The organism is Pseudonocardia sp. EC080619-01 (assembly GCF_001420995.1).
GTDB lineage: Bacteria > Actinomycetota > Actinomycetes > Mycobacteriales > Pseudonocardiaceae > Pseudonocardia.
The window spans coordinates 349767-370323 of sequence record NZ_CP012185.1; the positions used below are offsets into that span (position 1 = coordinate 349767).

A 20557-nucleotide genomic window follows, 5' to 3' on the forward strand; every position below is an offset into this window, starting at 1 on the left:
GGCCCACCGACCCGGATGGTTGTGTGCTCGTGTCGTCCAGCTCGCCACCGCGCATCCATCCCTTCGTGAGGACATCGCATCCGCAAAATCCGCAATAGTAGAAATCTGGGTGTCACTATCCGTCGCGCAGGCGTCAGCGTCAACGGATCTGTACGGAGAGTTGCCACGCGCTCCGAAGGTGGCCGGCCGGTCTTCGTGCTTGCGTCGATGGCCTTTAGGGGGCGGGCGCCTCCATGGCAGGTGGGTCGGCACGCCGGGGGTAGGGGGTACTGCGCGCCGATTTTTGCGGGCGAAGTCGGGCCGATACGGTCACAGCGCGTTGATCGACGGCGTCGTGGTCGGCGGGACGGAGGGGAGGCGACCGGTGACGGAGCATGAGGCAGACGGCGCGACCGCGCGGACGCTGGCTGAGAAGCTGAAGCACCTCAATGACACCGTCGGTCCCTACACCCTCGAAGAGGCGGTGGCCGGCATCAAAGCCTGCGGTGGCGCGGTCTCGCGAGCCAACCTCAACGCGCTGCATCTGGGTCGGCGAAGCAACCCGTCGAAATCCACACTCGAAGACATCGCCCGCTTCTACGGCGTATCGGTGGCCTACCTGCTCGATGACCCTCATCCGCAGGTGACGCCCGAGGAGCACGAGCTGCTCTTGATCATCCGGCACGCTGGGGTGCAGGACCTTGTTCGTGCGGTTGGGCAGCTTCGGCCGGAGACGCGCCAAGCGCTGGATCGAGTCATCGCCGACCTGCGCGCGATGCACTCTGCGGAACAACCTGATCACCGGACCTGACCGCGAGGCGCATGCAGGCGGGCCTCCATAGAGAGGTGGCACGTCAAGGCGGAGTGCAGCGCAGCTGCCGCAGTGCGTAGTGCGGGTGCAGTGCGTTCGACGGCGACATCGATCTCCTGGCCGAGCTCCTCGGCCTCGGTGGCCAGTGTGAGGTGTTCCAGCGCTGTGATCACGGCGGCTCCGGTCAGGGACAGATCCGTCCGAAGCTGCTCGACAACCGACGCGGGTGCTCGGCCTGCTGCCTCACGGAGCTGTCCCTCGGTCGCCGACAGCTCGGCGTGGTGGCGAGCCTGCTCTCGGGCCAACAGGACCTCGATCATCGCCGGTGTGGTTGAGCCGCACTCGTGTCCAGTCTGGGCGGGAGACCCGGCGCTCCCAGAGTCAGCCACAGCCGCGGCGCGCTCCAGCGTCGCCTCGGGACCTGAGGGGGCGTCGACGCGGTCGTCGGACACTACGCATCGGAAGTGAGGTGACCCGGCTGCATCGACAGCGCTACTCATCCACGCCCTCCACTTGCACTCGCTCGGCCTCGATCACTGCCCTGTGGTTCTACCAAGGCCATTAGCGGTTGTAAACGCCGACCCTCCGAAGAGGTGTCGCCGTCCTGCGTGGACACTGCCCAGGGTCATCTACCAGCAGGTATGTAGCACGTAGCGTCAGGATGGCCATTAACTGCAGTAGTGGTTGTTGGCGTTAGCTGGTTGACGAACCCGCAGGTACGATGCAACATCGAGTCACGCCGGGGGCGTCTGGCGCGCCCAACGACGGGGGGATCTGATGTGCCGGAGCTAAGTGAAAAGGTGGACGCTCTGTTCGTGGCCATCGGGGGGCCGAGCTACGAGTGGGTCGCGCGAGACATGCGTTCGCAGGGCGGGCCATCGATGTCTGCCCCGTATCTGTGGCAGCTGCGGACCGGCGCTCGGAACAACCCGTCGTTCCAGCACCTCCAAGCCTTGGCGAGCTACTTCTCGCAGAAGTTGCAGATCCCCATCACGCTGAGCTACTTCGAGCCGCGCACCCCTGTCGACCAACCGTGGCGTGACGCGGAGGACTCCACTCGACTCGAGGCCTTGGAGCGACAGTTGGCCGAGGAACGTGAGATGAGCGCCAAGCTCGCCGATCGTGGCGTGCGCCATTTCGCCAGTCGATACGGGTCCATGAGCGCAGATCTACAGAAGAAGATCCTCACCATCGCCGACACCCTCGCCGAGTCAAGCGAATCCGGTTCCCGACACCCCGACGACGAAAGAGGCAAGGCCGACTAGCCCAGCCTCACCAGGCGTAGGGCGCCCTGATTCTGCTTGGGCGTCAGTCCCTTTATGCGGTCGCAGCAGGGGGTAGGGAATGCAGACGCCCGCCAGAGATCACGCATCGCACGTCACGCAGTGCCTCGAGGTCATCGAGCGGGGAGCCGTCGACGACGAGCACGTCTGCCGAGTAGCCCGCGGTGAGCTCCCCGATCTCGTGCCCCAGGCCAAGGGCTGCCGCGGCGGTCGTGGTGGCTGTCGCCAGGGCTTCGCTCGTCGACCAGCCGGCAGCCTCATACAGGGTCAGGGCCTCGACGAGATCGTCGTACTTGCCGGAGCCGACGCCCGCATCAGTCCCCGCGATCAGCCTGATGCCGCGCGACCGCATCCACGACAGTCGCTCCAACAGACCGTCGAGGCCCGCCTCCGGGGGCCAGGCCTTCCAATCTCGGGACCGTGTCGGGCAGACAGCAATGTCCCGGGCGGCGATGAGATCGGCGATGTCACTGCGCGGGTCGTAGCAGCGGGGGTCGGCAGTCGGACCGGTCAGCCACCCTCCGTGCTCGATGGTGTCGACGCCCACCTCGGCGCACAGCGCCATCGTGTCGGTGCCATGGGCGTGCGCTGCAACCGGAAGTCCTGCGGCATGTGCCGCGTCGACCGCGGCTCGGACCTCGGCGAGGGTGAACTGGCTCTGCCAGACGGGTGCAGCCTTCGGCGTCAGCCGTCCACCGCCGGCCATCACCTTGATCACGTCGGCGCCACTGTCGGCCAGCCTGCTGACCGCGGAGCGCATCTGCTGTTCGCCCGAGACTTCTCCGCCCAAAAACCAGCAGTGCCCCTGGGGCGAGGTGAGGGGCGCGAACGCACTCAGCACACGCGGACCAGCGCGAGTGCCAGCCGCGATCTCATCCCGCACCTGGCCCACCAGGCCGTCGCGGTCACCCAGATCGCGCACCGTCGTGATACCCGCGTCGAGCAGCTCCCGAGCGTGCGAGGTGATCGTCTCCCTGATGACCGGGTGGTCCCCGCGCCTCAACGCGGCGACGGGGTCCGCCGTTGCCTCGAAGGCGAGGTGGACATGGGCGTTGATGAGTCCAGGGAGCATCGTCGAGTCGGGGAACGACACCTTCCGCACATGGGGGTGGCGGGCCGATACCGCTGGATCAGGGCCGACGTCACCAATCGTTCCGTCGCCGGCGATCAGGACTGCGCCGTTCTCGATAATCGGCCGGCCAGGTGCGGTGACCACCCGTCCGGCTGTCACCAGCAGCAGTTCACAGGGCGTCTCAGACGGTACGGTTCCCACCACGGGGCGTCACGGTACCGCCCGCCGAACTGCAAGGCGTGGGCTGTGCCCGGTTCCGAAACCATGTCGACCTGGAGAGGGCAGCCAACGTGATGAAGAGCAAAGCGCGAAACCGGGCTCTGCTTTCCGCATGTCGTAGCCTGCTCCGGGCGCTGAACGTGACCCCACCACTCGAAGTGAGAGAGCTGGTCGGGCCTATCAGCACTCTCCGGGGGCGCCATATCGAGCTCGTCGACTACCCGCTGACCGAGGAGCTGGCTGTCAGCTTCTCCCTGGACGACTTCGATGTCGTCGCGATGCGGGAGCACACCTCGGTCTGGCACGCTGACCACTCGCTGGCTCACGAACTCGGGCACATTCTCTGCGGACATCTCGAAGGTGACGACGCAGGCTACGGAAGCTACGACGCTGCGGAGAGCGAAGACATTGCGCGAATCGTCGCGCGCTTCGGCGAGGGTCGCCGTCCTCGCGGCGGCGTTCGGCGGCGCCTCTGCTACGACACCCCACAAGAACAAGCAGTCGAATTCATCGCGACAACGTTCCTGGAATGGTCCATCATCCCCGGTAAGGCGCCCTTACATCTGGCTCGCGAGATGGGGCCAGCCTCGGCACTGTATCGAACGCTTTCGTACCAGCGTGGATGGATGTGAGCTGACGTGACCTCCAGCGCAGCGGCCGCGGAAATCGCGCACGGCCCGCTCGGGACATCCGCCGGTGAAGTCGTTGCCTGGCTCGGCGCGGGCGTGATACTTGTGATGCTCGGCCGAGTTATCCACGACCGAGCTTTCCGGTACCTCGCAGCGTGTCTGGTAGCGTTTGCCCTGAACCGGGTGCTGAGCAGCATGGATGACAAGCCTGATGTGCTGGTGCTTGTCACTAATCTGCTCACTGTAGTCTCGGCCCTCTGTAAGGTCTGCTTCTTCCGGATCGTGCTCGGCGAGGCCGTCCGTCAGCGAATGCCGCGGCTGCGATTCGAGTACGTCGCGGCCGCCATGGTCGCTCTGATCGCTATCTGCGCCTGGTGGATGGCCCCGGCCGAGGCTCGAGGTGGTGCTCTGGCCGGTCCAAGCTATGCGCACGACAACGCAGCCTTCACCTTCGTGATAGTCCTCATCGGCTACTACACGGTCGTAGCGGCCCGGGTGGTCAACTGGACCCGCCAGCTGATCGTGGCCTGGGTCCGCCGGCGCCCCAAGGTCGTCCACACCCACGGCGGCGGACCAGACCTGAGCCAAGGGACTGGTCAGGTCGTGGCGGGACTGGCGTTTCAGGTCGGCGTAGTCGTCATCGGAATCGGCGAAATTACCCGTTTGGTGTCGAACGTCTCGAAACTCGCCAACGAGATCCTGGCCCGTCTTGAGCCCGACTTCCTTCCGCTGGCTGAAAAGTTCAGCCCAGCTATTACCGCCGGAGTCCGAGTCGGGCACTCCATGTTCTACATCGGAGCGATCCTTCCTCTGGTAGTCGGGAGTGCGGCCGCAGCGCTGATGTCGGTGCACCACTACCGGAACTGTCGCCGCCTGAAGCCTCTGTGGAGTGCAATCACCGACGAGTTCACGGACCTCGCCTACCGGGGAGCTCGCGGGATCGGTGGAAAATTCTACCGACGAGACGTCGAGATCCGAGACGGGCTGGTGCTGCTTGAGAACTACTATGACCCCGAGGTGGCGCGGCGGGCAGCGACGCTAGAGTCAAGTGACGAGATCACTGTTGCGGTCGCGCAAATCCGTGCAGCCCTTCGTGCCCATAGGGCCGAATCGCCGGTTGCTGTTCCTAGCCCGATCCCGGTGAGCGATGCGGCAACACGAGTCGAGGACATGTCGTGGCTCCTGCGGGTGGCCGACGAATTCGTGACAGCCGAAAGAGCAGAGGGGAACTTCGCCGCAGCACAGTCACGTTGAGTGCCGCCCAACGGGAGCGCCCACCCGTCGCGCTGACGCCATCGTGTCAACCTTGGGTTCGTCGCTGCGCGATCAACGACGGGACTCGACGTCGACGCCGCGAGCGCGGACGAGCCAAGGGCCCCAATCCTCGGTGCGCAGTGGCATCCCCTCCTCGACCCGCTCGGACCGGTGCTCGCTGATCCCACAGTGCCCGCCTCTCGCCGCGCCTTTGGTATCGATCGCGGCATAGGCGGTGGGGACCCAGCGGGTGTGCCACTCGGCGATCTGGAAGCCAGAGCCGTCTGGGCCGTAGGCCTGCAGGTGGGCGTGGTGGAGCCAGGACAGGGTCTCGCGGCCCCAGGTGTGCATCGGCCAGCAGGGCGGGATTTGTCGGGCGGTCGGTGCGAGGGTCGGGATCGCGATGGTGTCGACCCAGCGTGCGAGCTCATCCCACGCGGCTGCGGCCTCGTCGGCGGAGAGCAGCGCCCACAGCACGGGATCCGGTGTCGTCTCGGCTCCCGCGGAGCGAGCCCCGTTCCCCGGGTCGTGGTCTGCGGCTGCTGCGAGGCGCTCGAAGCGGGGCAGGAGCTCGGCCAGGACGTGAGCCTGTTCCTGGTTGTACTGACGCAGCTGGCTGACCTGCTGTTCGAGCGCGGTGACGGTCGCGAGCAGCTCGTCGACCCTGGGATCGGAGGGGCTCTCGCTCACGTGGCGGGCTCCTGTCTGGGGCTGGGTGCGAGGTGGTCGAACGCGCCCTGTCCGGGGAGTTGCTGGGAGTCGTGGCGGGCGAGCGCGTCGCGGGTCACTGCTGCGGTCAGGGCGGGGCGTCCGCCACCGCCGGCGGCGAGCTCGGGGACGGCCTTGTAGACGGTGGTGCGTGAGACGCCGAGCAGCCGCGCGATCGCGGCGACGGAGTGCTCGGGGCGGGTCAGCATCGCCCGCGCGTGGTGGACCTGGTCCGGGGTCAGGGCGGGTGGGCGACCGAGGCGGGCGCCGCGGGAGCGGGCCGCCTGCAGGCCCTCGACGGTGCCCTCGACGATCAGTTCACGGACGAACTCGGCCAGCGAGGCGAAGATGTGGAACACCAGCCGCCCACCCGGGGTGGAGGTGTCGATGGCCTCCTTGAGTGAGCGCAACCCGACACCACGGGTGCGTAGTCGTCCGGCGATGTCGATCAGGTCCGACAGGGACCGGCCCAGGCGGGCCAGTTCGGTGACCACGACCAGGTCCCCGGGCCGGGCGTAGTCGAGCATCGCGATCAGCCGCGGGCGCTGCTGGTCCCTACCCGATCCGACGTCGGTGAAGATCCTCGTGCAGCCCGCAGCGTCGAGCGCGGTGAGCTGGCGGTCGAGGACCTGCCCGGCGGTGGAGACCCGGCCGTAGCCGATCAGCGTTCCCGAGGCCGCAGCCGGCTCCGGGACCAGACTGGGCTCGCCCTCGGGCGCACTCACGAAGCGCGCCCCGGCGAGTCGGCGGGCGCGGGCGCCGGGCTGTCCGCGCCGTCGCCGACATCAGTAGCGGCCCCGGTGGTCGTGTCCCGGGCGGGGACGGGGCGGTCGGGTGGCGTGCCGCCGCGGTAGAGCGCCACCCACGGGGTCAGGTAGGACGTGACGTTCTCGCCGCGGACGTCGTCGGGGTGCCAGACCTCCATCGACGCCACCAGAGACCCGCAGGCCGAGCATTCGCCCAGCGCGGCGGAGAACTGCTCCCCGGGACGTCGACGACCACCGCTGCTCGGCGTGGCGCGGAACGTGACCGGCTCCGGATCGTCCACACCGGGCAGCGGACGCGGGTGGCCACCGGCCAACGCGTCGACATAGGCGCCGGGATGGCTGCAAGCCGCCGGGTCCAGCGGCACGACCGGGTCCACCGGTCCACCATCGTTGGTGCGCGTCATCACGACCCCCGCATGAGTTGGAGCAAGCACGGCGTTCGATCGTCGGCCGGCGGGGAGCGACTCCCGGCGGCAGACACAGCCGGACTGTACAGAAAACGGCTACCCAGGCGTATCTGGACACGCGCAGTTGTTGAACACATTGCTGAACACTGCAGTCCTGCAGGAACGCGATCCGCGACCCGCTGCGCCCAGGTGTTCAACAAACGATGGGTTGATGAACCAGAAGAGCTGATGTGTGGTGGTCTCGGAGATCATTTGCGCCTTACCCGCGGTGTCGGTCAACCAGAGGACTGCGCTGGAGCAGCCTGGCGTCGGCCTCGCGTTAGTCTCGCCGGCGTAGACCGACACCGGCGGACACGACCCTGCAGCGCACCGTGCGGACATGGAGAGGTCGTGGAGGCAGGTCGCGGTATTGCGACGGCGGTCAGTGATCGGCGTTGAGCAAGGCTTGGATACGGGCGTTGAGAGCGTCGACGTCGTCAGCGACGCCGTCGAGCACGGTGAGCACCTCGTCCAGGGCGGGTGCGGTCGGCCCGAACGATTGCCTCGCAGCGGGAGCGGTAAAGGGGACGCCCGCTGTCCCGGGCGGGGGTTCTCCTTCGGAGACAGGTTGGGCGGCACGATCGGAAGTGCGGGCCATGCGGGTGCGCATGGTCCGGGTGGTGATGGGGCGGTAGTCGTCGAGCCAGCCGTGTTGGTCGATGGCTGGGAGCAGGGTCGCGGCGTCGCGCCACCGATGCGGGGATTTTGGTCGGTGGGTGTGCGGGGTGTCGGCGGTCGGGGCGTGGGCGGTAACGAGGTCCATGCGGGCTGAGCCACGCCCGAGGCCGTCGAGGGTGCCGAGGATGTCGAGCCAGCGCACGACCGCGCATGCTGGACACTCGCGCGGATCCACATCTTGGGCGACCGTCTGACCCGCGATCGCGACAAGGCAATCGGTGTCGTCGTCCACGTCGCAGTCCGTGAGCGATTCGTCGGCGATACCGGTGACGATCGCGGTGGGGGTCAGGGTGCGCGCGACGGGGTAGGGCAAGGCGAGGCTGGTGGTGAGCACGGTCAGGAAGGCGTCCCGGCGGCCGTGTAGCCCGTGTGGCCATCCGCGGGTGGGGCAGGCGGCGATCATCGGCCCGGGGTCAGCCAGCAGCGGCAGCTGCTGGGGCGGGATGGGTGGCGCGGCCGGGCCGATATCAGGGCGCTGCAAGAGGTGACCGGCGCGGCGGTGGGCGGCCGCGATGGCCCGCACGCGGCGGGCCACGGTAGCCGGTCGGGCCGGGAGCGTCGTGAGGAACCCGGTCAGCGCGGCGACCGTGGTCGGCAGCGTCGGCTGGCAGGTGGCGGTGGTGTAGTCACAGAACAGCGCCCACTCTCCGGCGTACCCGGGCCCGGCCGCGGCGTAGGGCACCGTTGCCCCGATACTCGTCGAATCCTGGGCGGTTGAACTGGATTCGGCGGTGCCGGCGTCGGACCGCTGACCGGCGCAGGTCCAGTACTCGGCAGACGTGGTATTCATCCCCTCCGGGAGGGCCGGTCACAGACGGTCATACTTGGGAGTATGGAACAATATCCAGCCGGTGATCACCTCGGAAGACGGACCGCTCTCGCGGGCCGTCGCCCGCGATGGTGTGGCTGGGCTCCTTACGGCCCACCCTGCGTAGCGCAATCTGTGCGGTGTCCGCGCCGCGCGCACCGCGCCCGGGCCGGCGGTGGCGCACCGCTATTCGAGCACGACTCCATCCCGATCCGGGACTAGCTACTTCGCCCTGAAGAAGTAGCAGCGCATCAGGCCGCTGACCTGTGGAGATGCTCGGCGCGCCTTCAGCGTCGAGGGTGGAACGCGCGGAAGAATGGCCTTGTAGGTCGGTGAGCTGGGGAAACGAGTCCTGATGCTGCGGACACACGCGGTCGAGGTGAGCTTGTGTGGGAGGCGGTGCTTCCCGAGGAGAGGTCCTGCGGCTGCCTGAGGAGCTCGCACGGGTTGATGCGCTGCTCGATGACCCGGTGTTCTTCGCCCGTTTGTGCCGTTCTTCGACCCGCGGCTGGGTCGGCCCTCCACGCCGATGGAGGTCTACCTGCGGTTGATGTTCCTCAAGTTCCGCTACCGGCTCGGCTACGAGTCGCTGTGTCGTGAAGTCTCGGACTCGATCACCTGGCGGCGGTTCTGCCGGATCCCACTCGACGGCAAGGTGCCGCACCCGACGACGTTGATGAAGCTGACGACCCGCTGCGGCACTGCGGCGGTGGACGGCTGCAACGATGCGTTGCTGGCCAAGGCCGCACAGGCCAAGCTGCTGCGCACCGATCGGGTGCGCGCCGACACCACCGTGCTCCCGGCCGATGTCGCCTACCCGACCGACTCCGGGCTGTTGGCCAAGGCGGCCCGGCGGATCGCCGCCGCGGGACAACGAGTCCAGGCCGCTGGCGGGGCGACCCGGACCCGGGTTCGCGATCGCAGCCGCTCCGCCGGTGCTCGGGCGCGGACGATCGAGGGCGAAGCTGCGGCTGCGCACCGCCGCCGGGCGTGACGAGTCCCAGGCCGTGATCCGTCGGATCACCGGCGAGATGGTCGGGCTCGCCGAGCGGGCCGCCGCCGATGCCGAGCACCTGCTGCGCAACGCCCGTCGAGCCCTGCGTCACGCGCAACATACGGCGGAGCGGCTCAAGACTGCAGGCCAGCGAGGTGGCGATCCCACGGCGAGGCGCCGCCGGGGACGGCTGCATCACGCGATCAACGATCTGACCGGGCTCGTCGAGGTCACCCGCCGGATCGCGGCGCAGCCCCGGCAACGTCTCTCCGGCGAGGTTCCGGCCGGGGCCACACGACGGGTGAGCCTGCACGACGAAGACGCCCGTCCGATCGCCAAGGGCCGGCTCGGCAAGTCGATCGAGTTCGGCTACAAGGCCCAGGTCATGGACAACGACGACGGGATCGTTCTCGACCACACCGTCGAACGAGGCAACCCCGCCGACGCCCCCCAACTTGTCCCCGCGGTCACCCGCGTCATCGCCAGGACCAGGCGCCGACCCCGAACGGTCACCGCCGACCGCGGCTACGGCGAAGCCCCCGTCGAGAACAGCCTGCACGAGCTCGGCATCCGGACCGCCGCGATCCCCCGCAAGGGCAGACCCGGCCAAGCCCGCCAGGCATTCGAGCATCGCCCGGCGTTCCGCCGAAGCATCAAGTGGCGCACCGGCAGCGAGGCCCGGATCAGCACCCTCAAACGGCAGTACGGATGGGACCGAACCCGCCTCGATCACCTCGACGGGGCCCCGGACCTGGGCCGGACACGGGGTCCTGGCGCACAACCTGGTCAAGATCGCCGCCCTCAGCGCCTGATCGACCACCGACAGAGATCAACACCCACTGGCGGCAGCACCACCCCGACACCGATCAGCGCGAAGACGCCTTCTTCAGGGCGAAGTAGCTAGTGGCCACGACCGACACCAGCGCCTGCTCAGCCCGGCGACGCCGTTCGAGTAGCCACTCTGGAAGGTACGTCCCGGTGCGCAGCTTCTCCGATCGCCAGCTCCACCGTTCCCGCACGGGTGTCCCAGCCCCGGGCTCGATACCCGCCGCGTGAGTTCATTCGCCCGTCGCTGCGCTCGCGATACCCGGCACCGCACGCCGCATCGGCGTCCGCGGACATCAACGCCTCGGCGAACCCCTTGACCATCGACCGGAGCAGATCCGGACTTGTCTCGGCGAGCCGGTCATCGAGCTAGCCCGCCACATCGTTCACACTGTCTGACGCGGCCATCGCGTCTGCGCCCTCGGGAACCAGAGCACTCGAAGGATCACGCGGTGGCCGTCTCACATCCCGACGCCACGCCGTTGATCAGCGCCGACGTCGTACACCACGTCGCTGGACGCAACCGGCGACACCACGGGCCTCGGATCGAGGGAAAGATCGATGCCCTGGGCGGCGGATCAGCGGCCTGGACGGGAAGGTCGACCAGCTCGCGGAGAGTACGAACGCTCAGTTCGAGGCGCAGAGCTCGCGGTTCGACACGCTGGAGCAGCGCACCGGTGCCCGGTTCGACGCGCTGAAACGCTCGAACGAGCAGACTCAGGCGCTGCTCACACCCAGATCCTGGAACGGCTCAACCGCACCTAAGCTGACCACAGGCTCCGTAACCTGTGAGCTTGCGTGCGGCGAGCGCGGTGGTGATGGCACGACCGGGTGGCAGCCCCAACCGCGCGGCCCTCGGCAGCTGACCTCGACAGGACGCACCACGGACCACAGGAGCTACCCCAACCCGGTTCCCAAGCCACCCGCCAGCGCTGGCGAACGCCGACTCGCCCGCCTCGTGGCCCCGGCACGGGATCGGCTGGGGCCACGACCCTTTGCTGCCGACCGACGCCGAGCCGGGCCGGACCGCCGACCGCGGCCGCCAGCCCCGCGACCCCCCGACGCGTGAGTGCGGGCTGACGATCGGGGCAGTGACCATCTTGACGCAGGGATATTACGACATTATTGTCGTCTAGCACATCATCCCGATCAGTTGTCACAGCTGCCAGTTCAGGCCCTCCCCGCCCGTTTCACAAGCTCGTGACATCCATACCTGAGGAGAGATATGCGACTGCGTGAGGGCACGACGAAGTGGAACTTCGCCTTCATCAACGGCCCCAACATGGGCCAGCTTGGCAAGCGGCAGGGCGCCGTTTTCGGGGCGGTGTCTTCACTGGCAGACGTGAACGCGATGGTTGACGAGTTTGCCGACGAGATTGGCGTCAGCGTCACCCACTTCCAGTCGGACGCCGAGTCGGACATCCTGCACTTCATCCACGAGACTGGCGCATCGGTGGACGGCTACCTGATCAACCCAGCCGGCCTCACCTGGTTCGGCCTAGCCACCCGGGACGCGCTGATCGATACCGGGGTGCCCTACATGGAGGTGCACTTTGCCAACGTGTCGACCTGGAAGGAGAACACCAACCCAGGCCGCCCCGACCTGCAGTCGCTCTTCTCTCACACCGCCACGGGGGTCTTCGAGGGGATGCTGCACCACGGCTATCTCGCGGCCGTGCTGGCCCTCGCCTTGGGTCTCGACGACAAGGGCTTCCTCAACGGGAGCCAGGCGGGTGAAGAGCGCTGAACGCGTCCATCGCAGAGGCCGACCCGCAGCAGCGCTGTGTGGTTGCAGGTGCAGGTGTTGTCGGCGTGCTCACGGCCTACCGGTTGGCGCTGTCCGGCGCTGAGGTGACGCTTGTCGACGCGGGAGACCTCGGCGCGGGCACGTCGGGCGGCAGCTTCGCTCACGCGAACGCGAGCTACGCCGGCTACTGGGACTATGTCGAGCTGCGGCGCGACGGCGTAGCCGGATACCGTCGGCTGCGTGCCGAGCTTGGCGGCGCGCCGTGGCTGCATGACACGGGTTGCCTATCCGTTCATCTGTCCGAACAGCACGAAGCAGAGTTCGATGCGCACCTGCGGCGCCTAGACGATCTTGGCCACGCTGCCGAACGTGTCGAGGGGCCGGTGACGGCGCTGGAACCTGCGTTGGACGTCGACCAGGTGGGCGCAGCCGGCGTGTTCCCGGACGAGGGGTACGTCGACGTGCCGGTCATGCTGGAGGACCTCGCGGCTCGCCTGCGCGCCCTCGGAGTGGTTGTCCGGACCGGCGACGCGGTGGCCGGTGTCGAGATCGACAACGGGCAGGTGCGAGAGGTCCGGCTGCGCTCGGGGACGAGCCTGCCCGCTGACTGGCTGGTGAGCTGCGTGGGCCGCTGGACCGACGAACTGGTCGCACTGGCTGGCGTCGCTCCGACGCTGGTGGCCCACGAACCCGTGGGCGGAGTCCCGGTGCCGGGGCTGTTGGTCGTGGTGCCGGCAGGACCGACCCCGGTCAGCCGGGTCGTCGCGGTCGACGACATGAACTACCGGCCCGCAGGCGAGGGGCGCACAATGGTGTGGTCGGGCTCGGTCGACATGGAGCTGGCCCGTGAGGGCGGAGCCAGTGCTGATCCCGCGACGATTGAGCGTCTGGTCGCCCGCGTCGTGGAGGCAGCCGCTGAGCACGCGGCCACTCTCCGCGGCGCGACACCCCTGTCCGCGATCGTGTGTCAACGAGCACTGCCGGCCGACGGACTGCCCGTCGTTGGCGCCGTCCCGGGTCTGAACGGCCTGTACGTCGTTCTCGCCCACGCGGCGATCACCATGGCCCCCGCACTGGCCGACATCGTGACCCTCGAGCTCACGGGAGGCCGGACTGACCCGCGCGTCACCCGTTTCCGCCCCGACCGGCTCCTCGCAAAGTCGGTTGCGGACTCCGATCAGCAGCTGGAGGGCGCCTCATGAGTACCGCATCCGGAGAGTTCGTCGACTTCACGCTGGTGTCCTTCCAGCACCGAGGTCAGGAGGAGTTCGCTGCCGGGATGATCCACGACAGGATGGTCTGGCCGCTGGCCGACGCGCACGGCGTCCCGGACAACGTCCTCCAGGCGTGCCTGCTCGCGGCCACCCCGGACGGCGTGGATAGGCTGCGTAGTGGCGTGCTCGGCCCCGAGAGCCGTTCGCGTCCCACGCCGCTCGACGAGGTGAGGCTGGGGTCGCCGCTGTCGAGCCCAGAAAAGATCATCTGCCTCGGGCTCAACTACGTCGACCACGCCACCGAGACCGGATTCGAGGCGCCTCCGGCGCCGATTATCTTCTCGAAGTTCCGCAATAGTCTGGTGGGTCCGCACGACCCGGTCGTGCTGCCCCGCAGCAGCCACGAGGTCGATTTCGAGGGTGAGCTCGCCGTCGTGATCGGACGCGCCGCCAAGTACGTCGACGAGGCCGATGCGCTCGCGTACGTGGCCGGCTACGCCGTCACCAACGACGTCACCGCCCGCGACCTGCAGGTCCGGACCAGCCAGTGGACGGCAGGTAAGGCGCTGGACACGTTCGCGCCTATGGGGCCGGGGCTCGTGCCAGCCGGACTGGTCCCGGACCCGCAGGACCTGATGATCGAGACCCGCGTGAACTCCGAAACCATGCAGTACGACAGCACAAAGGCGATGATTTTCAGTGTCGCCCACACAATCGCCGACTTGAGCACGATGATGACGCTCGTGCCGGGGGACGTGATCGCGACCGGCACCCCTGCCGGGGTGGGGTTCAAGCAGGATCCGCCACGGTTCCTCACCGCCGGAGACGTGGTCGAGGTGTCGATTCGCGGGATCGGCACAATCCGGAACCCCGTCGTCGCTGAAGACGACGTACGACAGCCGAGGTGAGGTGTCGGCATGCTCGCAGTAGAGGCGCACGGCACGTACAAGATCTTCGGCAAGCGTCCTGAGCGGGGCGTCGAGCGTCTGCGTCAGGGCGCGACTCGTGAGGAGCTGCGTAGGGAGGGTACGACGGCGGCGGTCATTGACGTCTCGTTCGACGTGCAGGAGGGCGAGACTTTCGTCGTCATGGGCCTGTCGGGGTCGGGCAAGTCGACTCTGATCCGGATGGTCAACGGGCTGTGGGAGCCGACCGCAGGTCAGCTAGAGCTGTACGGGGACGACATCGTGCAGATGAACCAGAAGCAGTTGCGCCGCACCCGCCGCGAGAAGGTCAGCATGGTCTTCCAGCACTTCGCTCTGTTCCCTCACCTGACGATCGGCGAGAACACCGCGTACGGCTTAAAGGTCAAGGGTGTCCCCAAGTCAGAGTATGAGAAACGCGCCAACGAGGCGCTCGCTTTGGTCGGACTCAAGGGGTGGGAGGGGGCCCTGCCCGATCAGCTCTCTGGCGGCATGCGGCAGCGAGTCGGCCTGGCCCGGGCGCTCGCAGCCGGAACGGACATCTTGTTGATGGACGAGGCCTTCAGTGCCCTGGACCCGCTGATCAAACGACAGATGCAGGACGAGCTTGTCGAGCTTCAGCAGAAGCTGGGTAAGACGATTCTCTTCATTACCCACGACCTGAACGAGGCGATGCGGCTGGGTGATCGGATCGGGATGATGCGCGACGGCCGCATGGTCCAGATCGGCACCGCGGGACAGATCATCAACCAGCCGGCCGACGAGCCGGTCGCCCAGTTCGTGCAGGACGTGGACCGGGCGCGCGTGCTGACAGCCGGCGCAGTGATGACCAAGCCCGCAGCGCTGGTCTGTGCCGATCAGAGCCTGAGGACGGTGAGCAGTCTCATGGTCGAGCACCAGACCCCGCGACTCTTCGTGGTCGGTCCCGACGACACTCTGCGCGGAGCCATCGACGAGGAGTCCGTCGCCGCCGCGATCGCCCGCGGCAGCGACTCGCTCGACGGGCTGTTCGACGAGGCAGTCGCCAGCACCTCCCAGGAGACGCATCTGTCCGACGTGCTCGCCCTCAGCGCGCACACGCCGCAGGCCCTCGCGGTGGTAGACGATGCGCAGCGGGTCATCGGCGTCTTGTCTCGCGGCACGCTCCTCCAGGCGTTGTGCCAGCAGCGGGGATCGAGTCCAGGGAGCGAGGCCGCCCCGTACCGCCGACGACCAGCGGCCGACCCCTCGCACACGGAGGTGTCGGTGCGATGAGCACCTTCGCCCTGGTCCCCGACGTGCCGCGGATCCCCGTCGGCGACAGGCTCCAGGAGGCCTTCGACTGGCTCAACAACAACCTCGGCCCGTTCTTCGACGCGATCGACACCGGCGGCGGCGGAGCGGTCGACTGGCTTATCGGCGTGCTCGAGGCACCGGATCCCGTGGTATTCGCCCTGCTCTTCGCTCTAATCGGGCTCCTGCTGCGAGGGTGGGAGTTCGCTGTCGTAGCCTTCGTCGGCTTGCTCTTCATCATCGGTGTGGAGCAGTGGGCTGCGGCGATGCAGACGCTGGCGCTGGTCTTGGTGGCCACGGTCATTGCGCTGGTGATCGCCATACCGTTGGGCATCCTCGCGGCGCGCAGTAGGTGGGCGAGCAACGTCATCAAGCCCGTGCTGGACATGATGCAGACAATGCCTGCCTTTGTGTGGCTGGTGCCGGTCGTGACGCTTTTCAGCATCGGCGTCGTACCCGGCGTGGTGGCCACGATCATCTTCGCCCTGCCGCCCGGCGTACGCCTGACCGAGCTCGGGATCCGCGGCGTGGACGGGGAGATAGTCGAGGCATCCAACTCGTTCGGCGCGACCCCGCAGCAGACCCTGTTCGGGGTTCAGCTTCCCCTAGCCATGCCCACCATCATGGCCGGCATCAACCAGGTGATCATGCTCGCCCTGTCGATGGCCGTCATCGCGGGTCTCGTCGGCGCTGAAGGGCTAGGAGGTCAAGTCACCGGTGCTATCGCGACGCTGAACCTCGGGCTCGGTTTCGAGGCCGGACTGTCGGTGGTGATCCTCGCGATCTACCTCGACCGCGTCACGGCCTCCGTCAGTGGCGGCCACGGACTGGCACGACGGCTCTTGTCTCGGCGGAGCCGCACGGCAGTTCAAGAGGACACCGAGGCCGACGACGCCGTCGACCGAGGTGTCAAAACGACAACCATCGGCGGATAGCGCAGCCCGCGACCATCCGACATCCGGGCGGAAACCAATGAACATACGAAACCTGACCATTCGGCTCGGCGCGATCGCTGCCGCTCTCGCGTTGCTTACATCGGGTTGCGGTGCCCGCAGCTCCGACAGCGCAAGCGGCGGCGGGACCGACGAGGTGATCACGATTCCGGTCGTCCAAGGGTGGACCGATCAGGCCAGCACCGCCTACCTGTTCGAGAACATTCTCGAGGACAACGGCTACACCGTCGAGATCAAGGAGATCGCGGACAACGCCCCCATTTACGCGGGCCTGCAGAACGGCGACCTTGACCTCTTTCCCTCTTGCTGGCTGGAGCGCACCCACGCCCAGTACTGGGCGGAGTACAAGGACGACCTCGAGGATCTCGGCACCTGGTACTCGGGCGCCAACCTCTTCTTGGGCGTGCCCGACTACTCAAACGTAACCTCCATCGCCGACCTGCCGGCCAACGCCGCCGAGTTCGACGGCAAGATCATCGGGATCGAGCCTGGCGCCGGCCTGACGGGGGTTGTCAAGGACGACGCGTTTCCGGCCTACGGGCTGGATGAGAACTTCGACCTGGTGCTCTCGTCCACGACCGCGATGCTCACCGAGCTTCAGAAGGCTATTGACGAAGAGAGGGAGATCGTCGTGACGATGTGGGCACCGTTCTGGGCCAACCAGGTCTATCCGATCCGCCCGCTTGAGGACCCTGAGGGTGCCATGGGACAGTCCGAGAATGTGCACAGTATCGCCCGCGCGGGCTTCGCCGCGGACTACCCGAAGGTTGCTGAGATGTTCGCGAACTTCGAGATGACCGACGACCAGTACGGGACACTCGAGGACATGATCGTCAACGACTTCGGCCAAGGAAACGAAGAAGAGGCGGTCGCAGCCTGGCTCGATGCAAACCCGGACTTCGAGCCCGCCCTCGCCAAGTACCTGCAGTAACCCAGCACGGCGTTGGGATCGTGGCAACCACCAACCGAAAGCACGAGGAAACAACGCATGCGTCTCGAAGGAAAGGTCGCGCTCGTCACCGGAGGACGAGGCGGGATCGGACGCGCCATCGTCGAGCGGTTTGTGCAAGAGGGTGCCACGGTCTACGCCGCGGACGTGACCCACACTGGGGCTCTGTCCGAAAGCACCGACAAGCCCGGCACCTTCCTCGAGCTCGACGTGGCAGACGAGGCGTCGGTCGCCGCCGCCTACGCCCGGATCCGTGACGAGGACGGTCGACTCGACATACTGGTCAACGCGGCGGCCGTGAAGGTGGAGGGCACGGTGGCCGAGATCTCCCTCGCCGCGTGGAACAGCAGCTACACCGTCAACGTCACCGGCACATTCTTGATGTCGAGGGACGCACTGCCCCTGCTGAGGACGGCCGCAGAAGGAACGGGCGACGGCGCCATCATCAATATCGGCTCCTACGAGGGCTACATCGCCGACCCCAGGCTCGCGGCCTACTGCGCGACGAAGGGCGCCGTACACGGTCTGACCAAGGCGATGGCCGTCGACCACGGGCCCGAGGGCATCCGCGTCAACGCGATCTGTCCTGGCTACATCGAAACCCCGATGCTGCTGAACTCCCTGGGGGAGTCCGTCCGCGGCGCCGACGGTCGGGGCGTCGAGGAATGGCAGGAGGAAGTCCGCCACATCCACCCATCGCGGCGCTACGGCGCGCCCGAGGACGTCGCCAACCTGACGACGTGGCTCGCCTCCGATGAGGCCCGCTACGCCAGTGGTCAGCTCTGGGTCCTCGACGGCGCCCTGACCTCCCAGGTCCAGCAAATGCGGTTGTGAGGGCCTGAAAGTCTCAGGGCGCGCCCACCGCAGATCCCGGGGGCAGGAGCCGCTCGGCGACCTCTCTGAGCAGTTGTCGCCGGTACGCGGATCTCTTCGCATCCTCAGGCTCAGTGGCCGCCCCGAGTATGAGGCCGTCGATCAGGCTGACGAGCAGAGCGACGATGTCGGCCACCGGGATATCGGGAGAGAAGTCGCCGCGGGCCACGCCCTGGTCGACGACCTCGCGGATCGCGGACTGCCAGGCCTCCTGATTTCGCTGCACGTCGGCGACCAGGTCCTGGTGCCGGGTGGCGGCTGCGCAGGTCTCGAGCCAGACCACGCAGCGATGCCGGTCGCTGATTGACCCCTCGAGCAGCGCCCGCAGCGTCTCCGGCGCCTCGTTGTGGCCGTGCGCGAGCTGCGCCCACTGCGCCGCTCGCCGGACGCTCGCGGTGCGCATCGTCTCGCGCAGCAGCTCGTCGCGGGTCGTGAAGTAGTGCTGGATCAGGCCGATCGACACCCCGGCGGCCGCGGAGACGTCTCGCAAGCGGAGCGCGTCGAAGCCGTGGACGGCGACCAGCTTCTCGGCTGCGGCGAGAATAGCGCTCTTGCGCGCCTCCACTAGGTCATCACGCGTCCGGCTGGTGGCGGGGTGCGTCGATGTCACGGTTCCCTCCCTCGTCGTGCGGTCGATGTGGTGCTTGCCCAGTGACGCGTACACGATAACGTCATACTATCCGCGCGCGCTGGTGATCGAGACGGCGTCGCCGGTGACGGTCGCCATGAGTTGGCTGAGTACCGGCACTGCGGGGTCGTTCCGAGTGACGACCACCAGCCGACGTCGGATGGTGGTCCCGGCCACGTCGCGTGGCGCGGGCCGGGTCCTCGGGTGGCAGAGAGAGGGCCGGAAGCAGCGCGACGGCTTCCGGTGGGCTCCTCCGTGTCGGTGCAGCAGGCGGCCGGCGTCGGTCATGAGTACGCCGCCGGCCCGACCTCTCGAACAGAGTGACGCCGACCTGCTAGACCGTATGGAGGCCGGCGCCTCGCTCGTAAGTTGGCGCGGGTCACCGTCAGCGGGTGGCGGTGCCGCAATTACGGGAGGCGCCGGTGTCTGGAGAGGGTACGTGGGTCGGGCTCGACGTTCACGCTCGTTCGGTGGTCGGCTCGGCCATCGATGAGACCAGCGGCGAGATCAGTACGAGAAGGCTCGGGCCGCGGACCGCGCAGATCACCGAGTGGGTCTGCAGTCACCCGGGCCCGGTGATGGCCTGCTATGAGGCCGGCCCGACCGAGTTCGGCCTGGCCAGGGCTCTGGCCGCGTCCGGGATCGCCTGTGAGGTGGTGGCGCCGTCGAAGCTGGAACGCCCGGCCGGTGACAAGGTCAAGACCGATCGACGTGACGCCGAGCGGCTGGCACGGTTGTTGCGGATCGGGGAGCTGCCCGGGGTGCGGGTGCCGACCGAGGCCGAGGAGGCTGCGCGGGATCTGGTGCGGGCCCGCGAGGATGTCCGCACGGATGTGATGCGGGCCCGGCATCGGCTGTCGAAGTTGCTGCTGCGCCAGGGGCTGGTCTGGGACGCCACGGCCTGGACCGGGGCGCACGAGCAGTGGCTGCGCGGCCAGCGGTTCGACCACCGCGGAGTGGCGCTGGCCTTCGACGAGGCCCTGGACGCGGTGTTCACCATCGGGGCCCGCCGGGACCGGCTCGACGCCGCGATCGTCGACATGGCCGAGACCGCTGCGTTGGCCGGGTCGGTGGGGCGGCTGCGGTGCCTGCGCGGGGTCTCCACCTTGACCGCGGTCGGGCTGTGTGTCGAGGTCGCCGACTGGCACCGGTTCACCGGCGCCACGATCGGTTCCTACCTGGGCCTGGTGGGCTCCGAAGCCTCGTCGGGGGCGCGTCGGGTCCAGGGCGGGATCACCAAGACCGGTAACTCTCATGCCCGCCGGCTGCTGGTCGAAGCCGCCTGGCATCACCGTCGTCAGTTACGACCCAGCCGGGAACGAGCTCGACGTGGCCAGGGGCAACCCGTTGTCGTGCGGGCTCGCGCCGAGGCCGGGAACCGGCGCCTGCATCAGCGGTGGGCCCGATTCGACCAGCGCAACAAGCGGCCCACGATCTCCGCGGTCGCCGTCGCTCGTGAGCTGGCCGGCTGGTGCTGGAGCTTGGCTGTGCTCGACGATCCGCACGCCGCGCCACGCTGACTTGC

The 20557-nt window shown here is 67.8% G+C and carries 19 protein-coding genes and 2 pseudogenes; 13 read left to right on the plus strand and 8 right to left on the minus strand.

Going from position 1 to position 20557, the window contains the following annotated elements; translation table 11 throughout:
• Positions 1 to 364: 364 nt before the first annotated feature.
• Positions 365 to 790 (plus strand): hypothetical protein, encoded by a 426-nt coding sequence (locus AD017_RS29800; protein WP_145984202.1) that lies wholly within the window; start codon positions 365 to 367, stop codon positions 788 to 790.
• On the opposite strand, the gene AD017_RS29805 is transcribed toward AD017_RS29800, so the two are convergent.
• The gene (locus AD017_RS29805; RefSeq protein ID WP_060577039.1) at positions 778 to 1110 is read right to left on the minus strand and encodes a hypothetical protein; all 333 of its coding nucleotides are present in this window, start codon (positions 1108 to 1110) and stop codon (positions 778 to 780) included. The two genes, AD017_RS29800 and AD017_RS29805, sit on opposite strands and share 13 nt — an antisense overlap.
• 480 nt (positions 1111 to 1590) lie before the next feature.
• Between AD017_RS29805 and AD017_RS29810 the strand changes: the two genes are divergently transcribed.
• On the plus strand, positions 1591 to 2055 hold the full coding sequence (locus tag AD017_RS29810) for a hypothetical protein (RefSeq protein WP_060633871.1): 465 nt from the start codon (positions 1591 to 1593) through the stop codon (positions 2053 to 2055).
• A gap of 52 nt (positions 2056 to 2107) precedes the next feature.
• On the opposite strand, the gene AD017_RS29815 is transcribed toward AD017_RS29810, so the two are convergent.
• Positions 2108 to 3349: an amidohydrolase family protein gene (locus AD017_RS29815; protein WP_145984201.1), complete on the minus strand. Its 1242-nt coding sequence runs from the start codon at positions 3347 to 3349 to the stop codon at positions 2108 to 2110.
• A 155-nt stretch (positions 3350 to 3504) separates the two neighbouring features.
• On the opposite strand from AD017_RS29815, the gene AD017_RS29820 reads away from it, so the two are divergent.
• On the plus strand, positions 3505 to 3996 hold the full coding sequence (locus AD017_RS29820) for an ImmA/IrrE family metallo-endopeptidase (RefSeq protein ID WP_145984200.1): 492 nt from the start codon (positions 3505 to 3507) through the stop codon (positions 3994 to 3996).
• Positions 3997 to 4002: 6 nt separating this feature from the next.
• Positions 4003 to 5247, plus strand: a complete 1245-nt coding sequence (locus tag AD017_RS29825) for an MAB_1171c family putative transporter (RefSeq protein WP_060577046.1) — start codon at positions 4003 to 4005, stop codon at positions 5245 to 5247.
• Between the two features lie 72 nt (positions 5248 to 5319).
• Here the strand turns inward: AD017_RS29825 and AD017_RS29830 are convergent, their stop codons facing one another.
• The 4 genes from AD017_RS29830 to AD017_RS29845 form a co-directional block, all read right to left on the minus strand.
• Positions 5320 to 5937, minus strand: coding sequence for a hypothetical protein (locus tag AD017_RS29830; RefSeq protein WP_060577047.1), 618 nt, complete (start codon positions 5935 to 5937; stop codon positions 5320 to 5322).
• Complete coding sequence (locus AD017_RS29835) at positions 5934 to 6680, minus strand: recombinase family protein (RefSeq protein ID WP_227013397.1); 747 nt, start codon at positions 6678 to 6680, stop codon at positions 5934 to 5936. Before AD017_RS29835 ends, AD017_RS29830 begins: the two co-directional genes overlap by 4 nt.
• Complete coding sequence (locus AD017_RS29840) at positions 6677 to 7099, minus strand: hypothetical protein (RefSeq protein ID WP_060577048.1); 423 nt, start codon at positions 7097 to 7099, stop codon at positions 6677 to 6679. The genes AD017_RS29835 and AD017_RS29840 overlap by 4 nt, the downstream gene beginning before the upstream one ends.
• A gap of 451 nt (positions 7100 to 7550) precedes the next feature.
• Positions 7551 to 8636 carry a hypothetical protein gene (locus AD017_RS29845; protein WP_060577049.1) on the minus strand — a complete coding sequence of 362 codons (1086 nt, stop codon included), beginning with the start codon at positions 8634 to 8636 and terminating at the stop codon, positions 7551 to 7553.
• A 405-nt stretch (positions 8637 to 9041) separates the two neighbouring features.
• On the opposite strand from AD017_RS29845, the pseudogene AD017_RS33850 reads away from it, so the two are divergent.
• A pseudogene (locus tag AD017_RS33850) lies at positions 9042 to 10460 on the plus strand (ISNCY family transposase).
• Between the two features lie 84 nt (positions 10461 to 10544).
• Here AD017_RS33850 and AD017_RS33855 read toward each other — a convergent pair.
• Positions 10545 to 10842: pseudogene (locus AD017_RS33855) on the minus strand (transposase); the annotation flags it as partial.
• A gap of 856 nt (positions 10843 to 11698) precedes the next feature.
• On the opposite strand from AD017_RS33855, the gene AD017_RS29860 reads away from it, so the two are divergent.
• The 7 genes from AD017_RS29860 to AD017_RS29890 are packed head-to-tail and all read left to right on the plus strand — an operon-like array spanning position 11699 to position 18365.
• On the plus strand, positions 11699 to 12220 hold the full coding sequence (locus AD017_RS29860) for a type II 3-dehydroquinate dehydratase (protein ID WP_060577050.1): 522 nt from the start codon (positions 11699 to 11701) through the stop codon (positions 12218 to 12220).
• A gap of 38 nt (positions 12221 to 12258) precedes the next feature.
• Positions 12259 to 13422: an FAD-binding oxidoreductase gene (locus AD017_RS29865; protein WP_227012954.1), complete on the plus strand. Its 1164-nt coding sequence runs from the start codon at positions 12259 to 12261 to the stop codon at positions 13420 to 13422.
• Positions 13419 to 14342, plus strand: coding sequence for a fumarylacetoacetate hydrolase family protein (locus tag AD017_RS29870; protein WP_060577052.1), 924 nt, complete (start codon positions 13419 to 13421; stop codon positions 14340 to 14342). The genes AD017_RS29865 and AD017_RS29870 overlap by 4 nt, the downstream gene beginning before the upstream one ends.
• 9 nt (positions 14343 to 14351) lie before the next feature.
• Positions 14352 to 15611: a glycine betaine/L-proline ABC transporter ATP-binding protein gene (locus tag AD017_RS29875; RefSeq protein WP_082538514.1), complete on the plus strand. Its 1260-nt coding sequence runs from the start codon at positions 14352 to 14354 to the stop codon at positions 15609 to 15611.
• Positions 15608 to 16564, plus strand: coding sequence for a proline/glycine betaine ABC transporter permease (locus tag AD017_RS29880; RefSeq protein WP_082538513.1), 957 nt, complete (start codon positions 15608 to 15610; stop codon positions 16562 to 16564). Before AD017_RS29875 ends, AD017_RS29880 begins: the two co-directional genes overlap by 4 nt.
• A 37-nt stretch (positions 16565 to 16601) precedes the next feature.
• Positions 16602 to 17513 carry a glycine betaine ABC transporter substrate-binding protein gene (locus AD017_RS29885; protein ID WP_060577053.1) on the plus strand — a complete coding sequence of 304 codons (912 nt, stop codon included), beginning with the start codon at positions 16602 to 16604 and terminating at the stop codon, positions 17511 to 17513.
• A gap of 57 nt (positions 17514 to 17570) precedes the next feature.
• A complete protein-coding gene (locus tag AD017_RS29890; protein WP_060577054.1) occupies positions 17571 to 18365 on the plus strand; it encodes an SDR family NAD(P)-dependent oxidoreductase in 795 nt (264 codons plus the stop codon).
• 13 nt (positions 18366 to 18378) lie between these two features.
• On the opposite strand, the gene AD017_RS29895 is transcribed toward AD017_RS29890, so the two are convergent.
• Entirely contained in the window at positions 18379 to 19068 is a 690-nt protein-coding gene (locus tag AD017_RS29895) for a TetR/AcrR family transcriptional regulator (protein WP_060577055.1), read from the minus strand.
• 386 nt (positions 19069 to 19454) lie between these two features.
• Here AD017_RS29895 and AD017_RS29900 point away from each other — a divergent pair, with 386 nt between their 5' ends.
• Positions 19455 to 20552, plus strand: a complete 1098-nt coding sequence (locus tag AD017_RS29900) for an IS110 family transposase (RefSeq protein ID WP_082538512.1) — start codon at positions 19455 to 19457, stop codon at positions 20550 to 20552.
• Positions 20553 to 20557 lie beyond the last annotated feature (5 nt).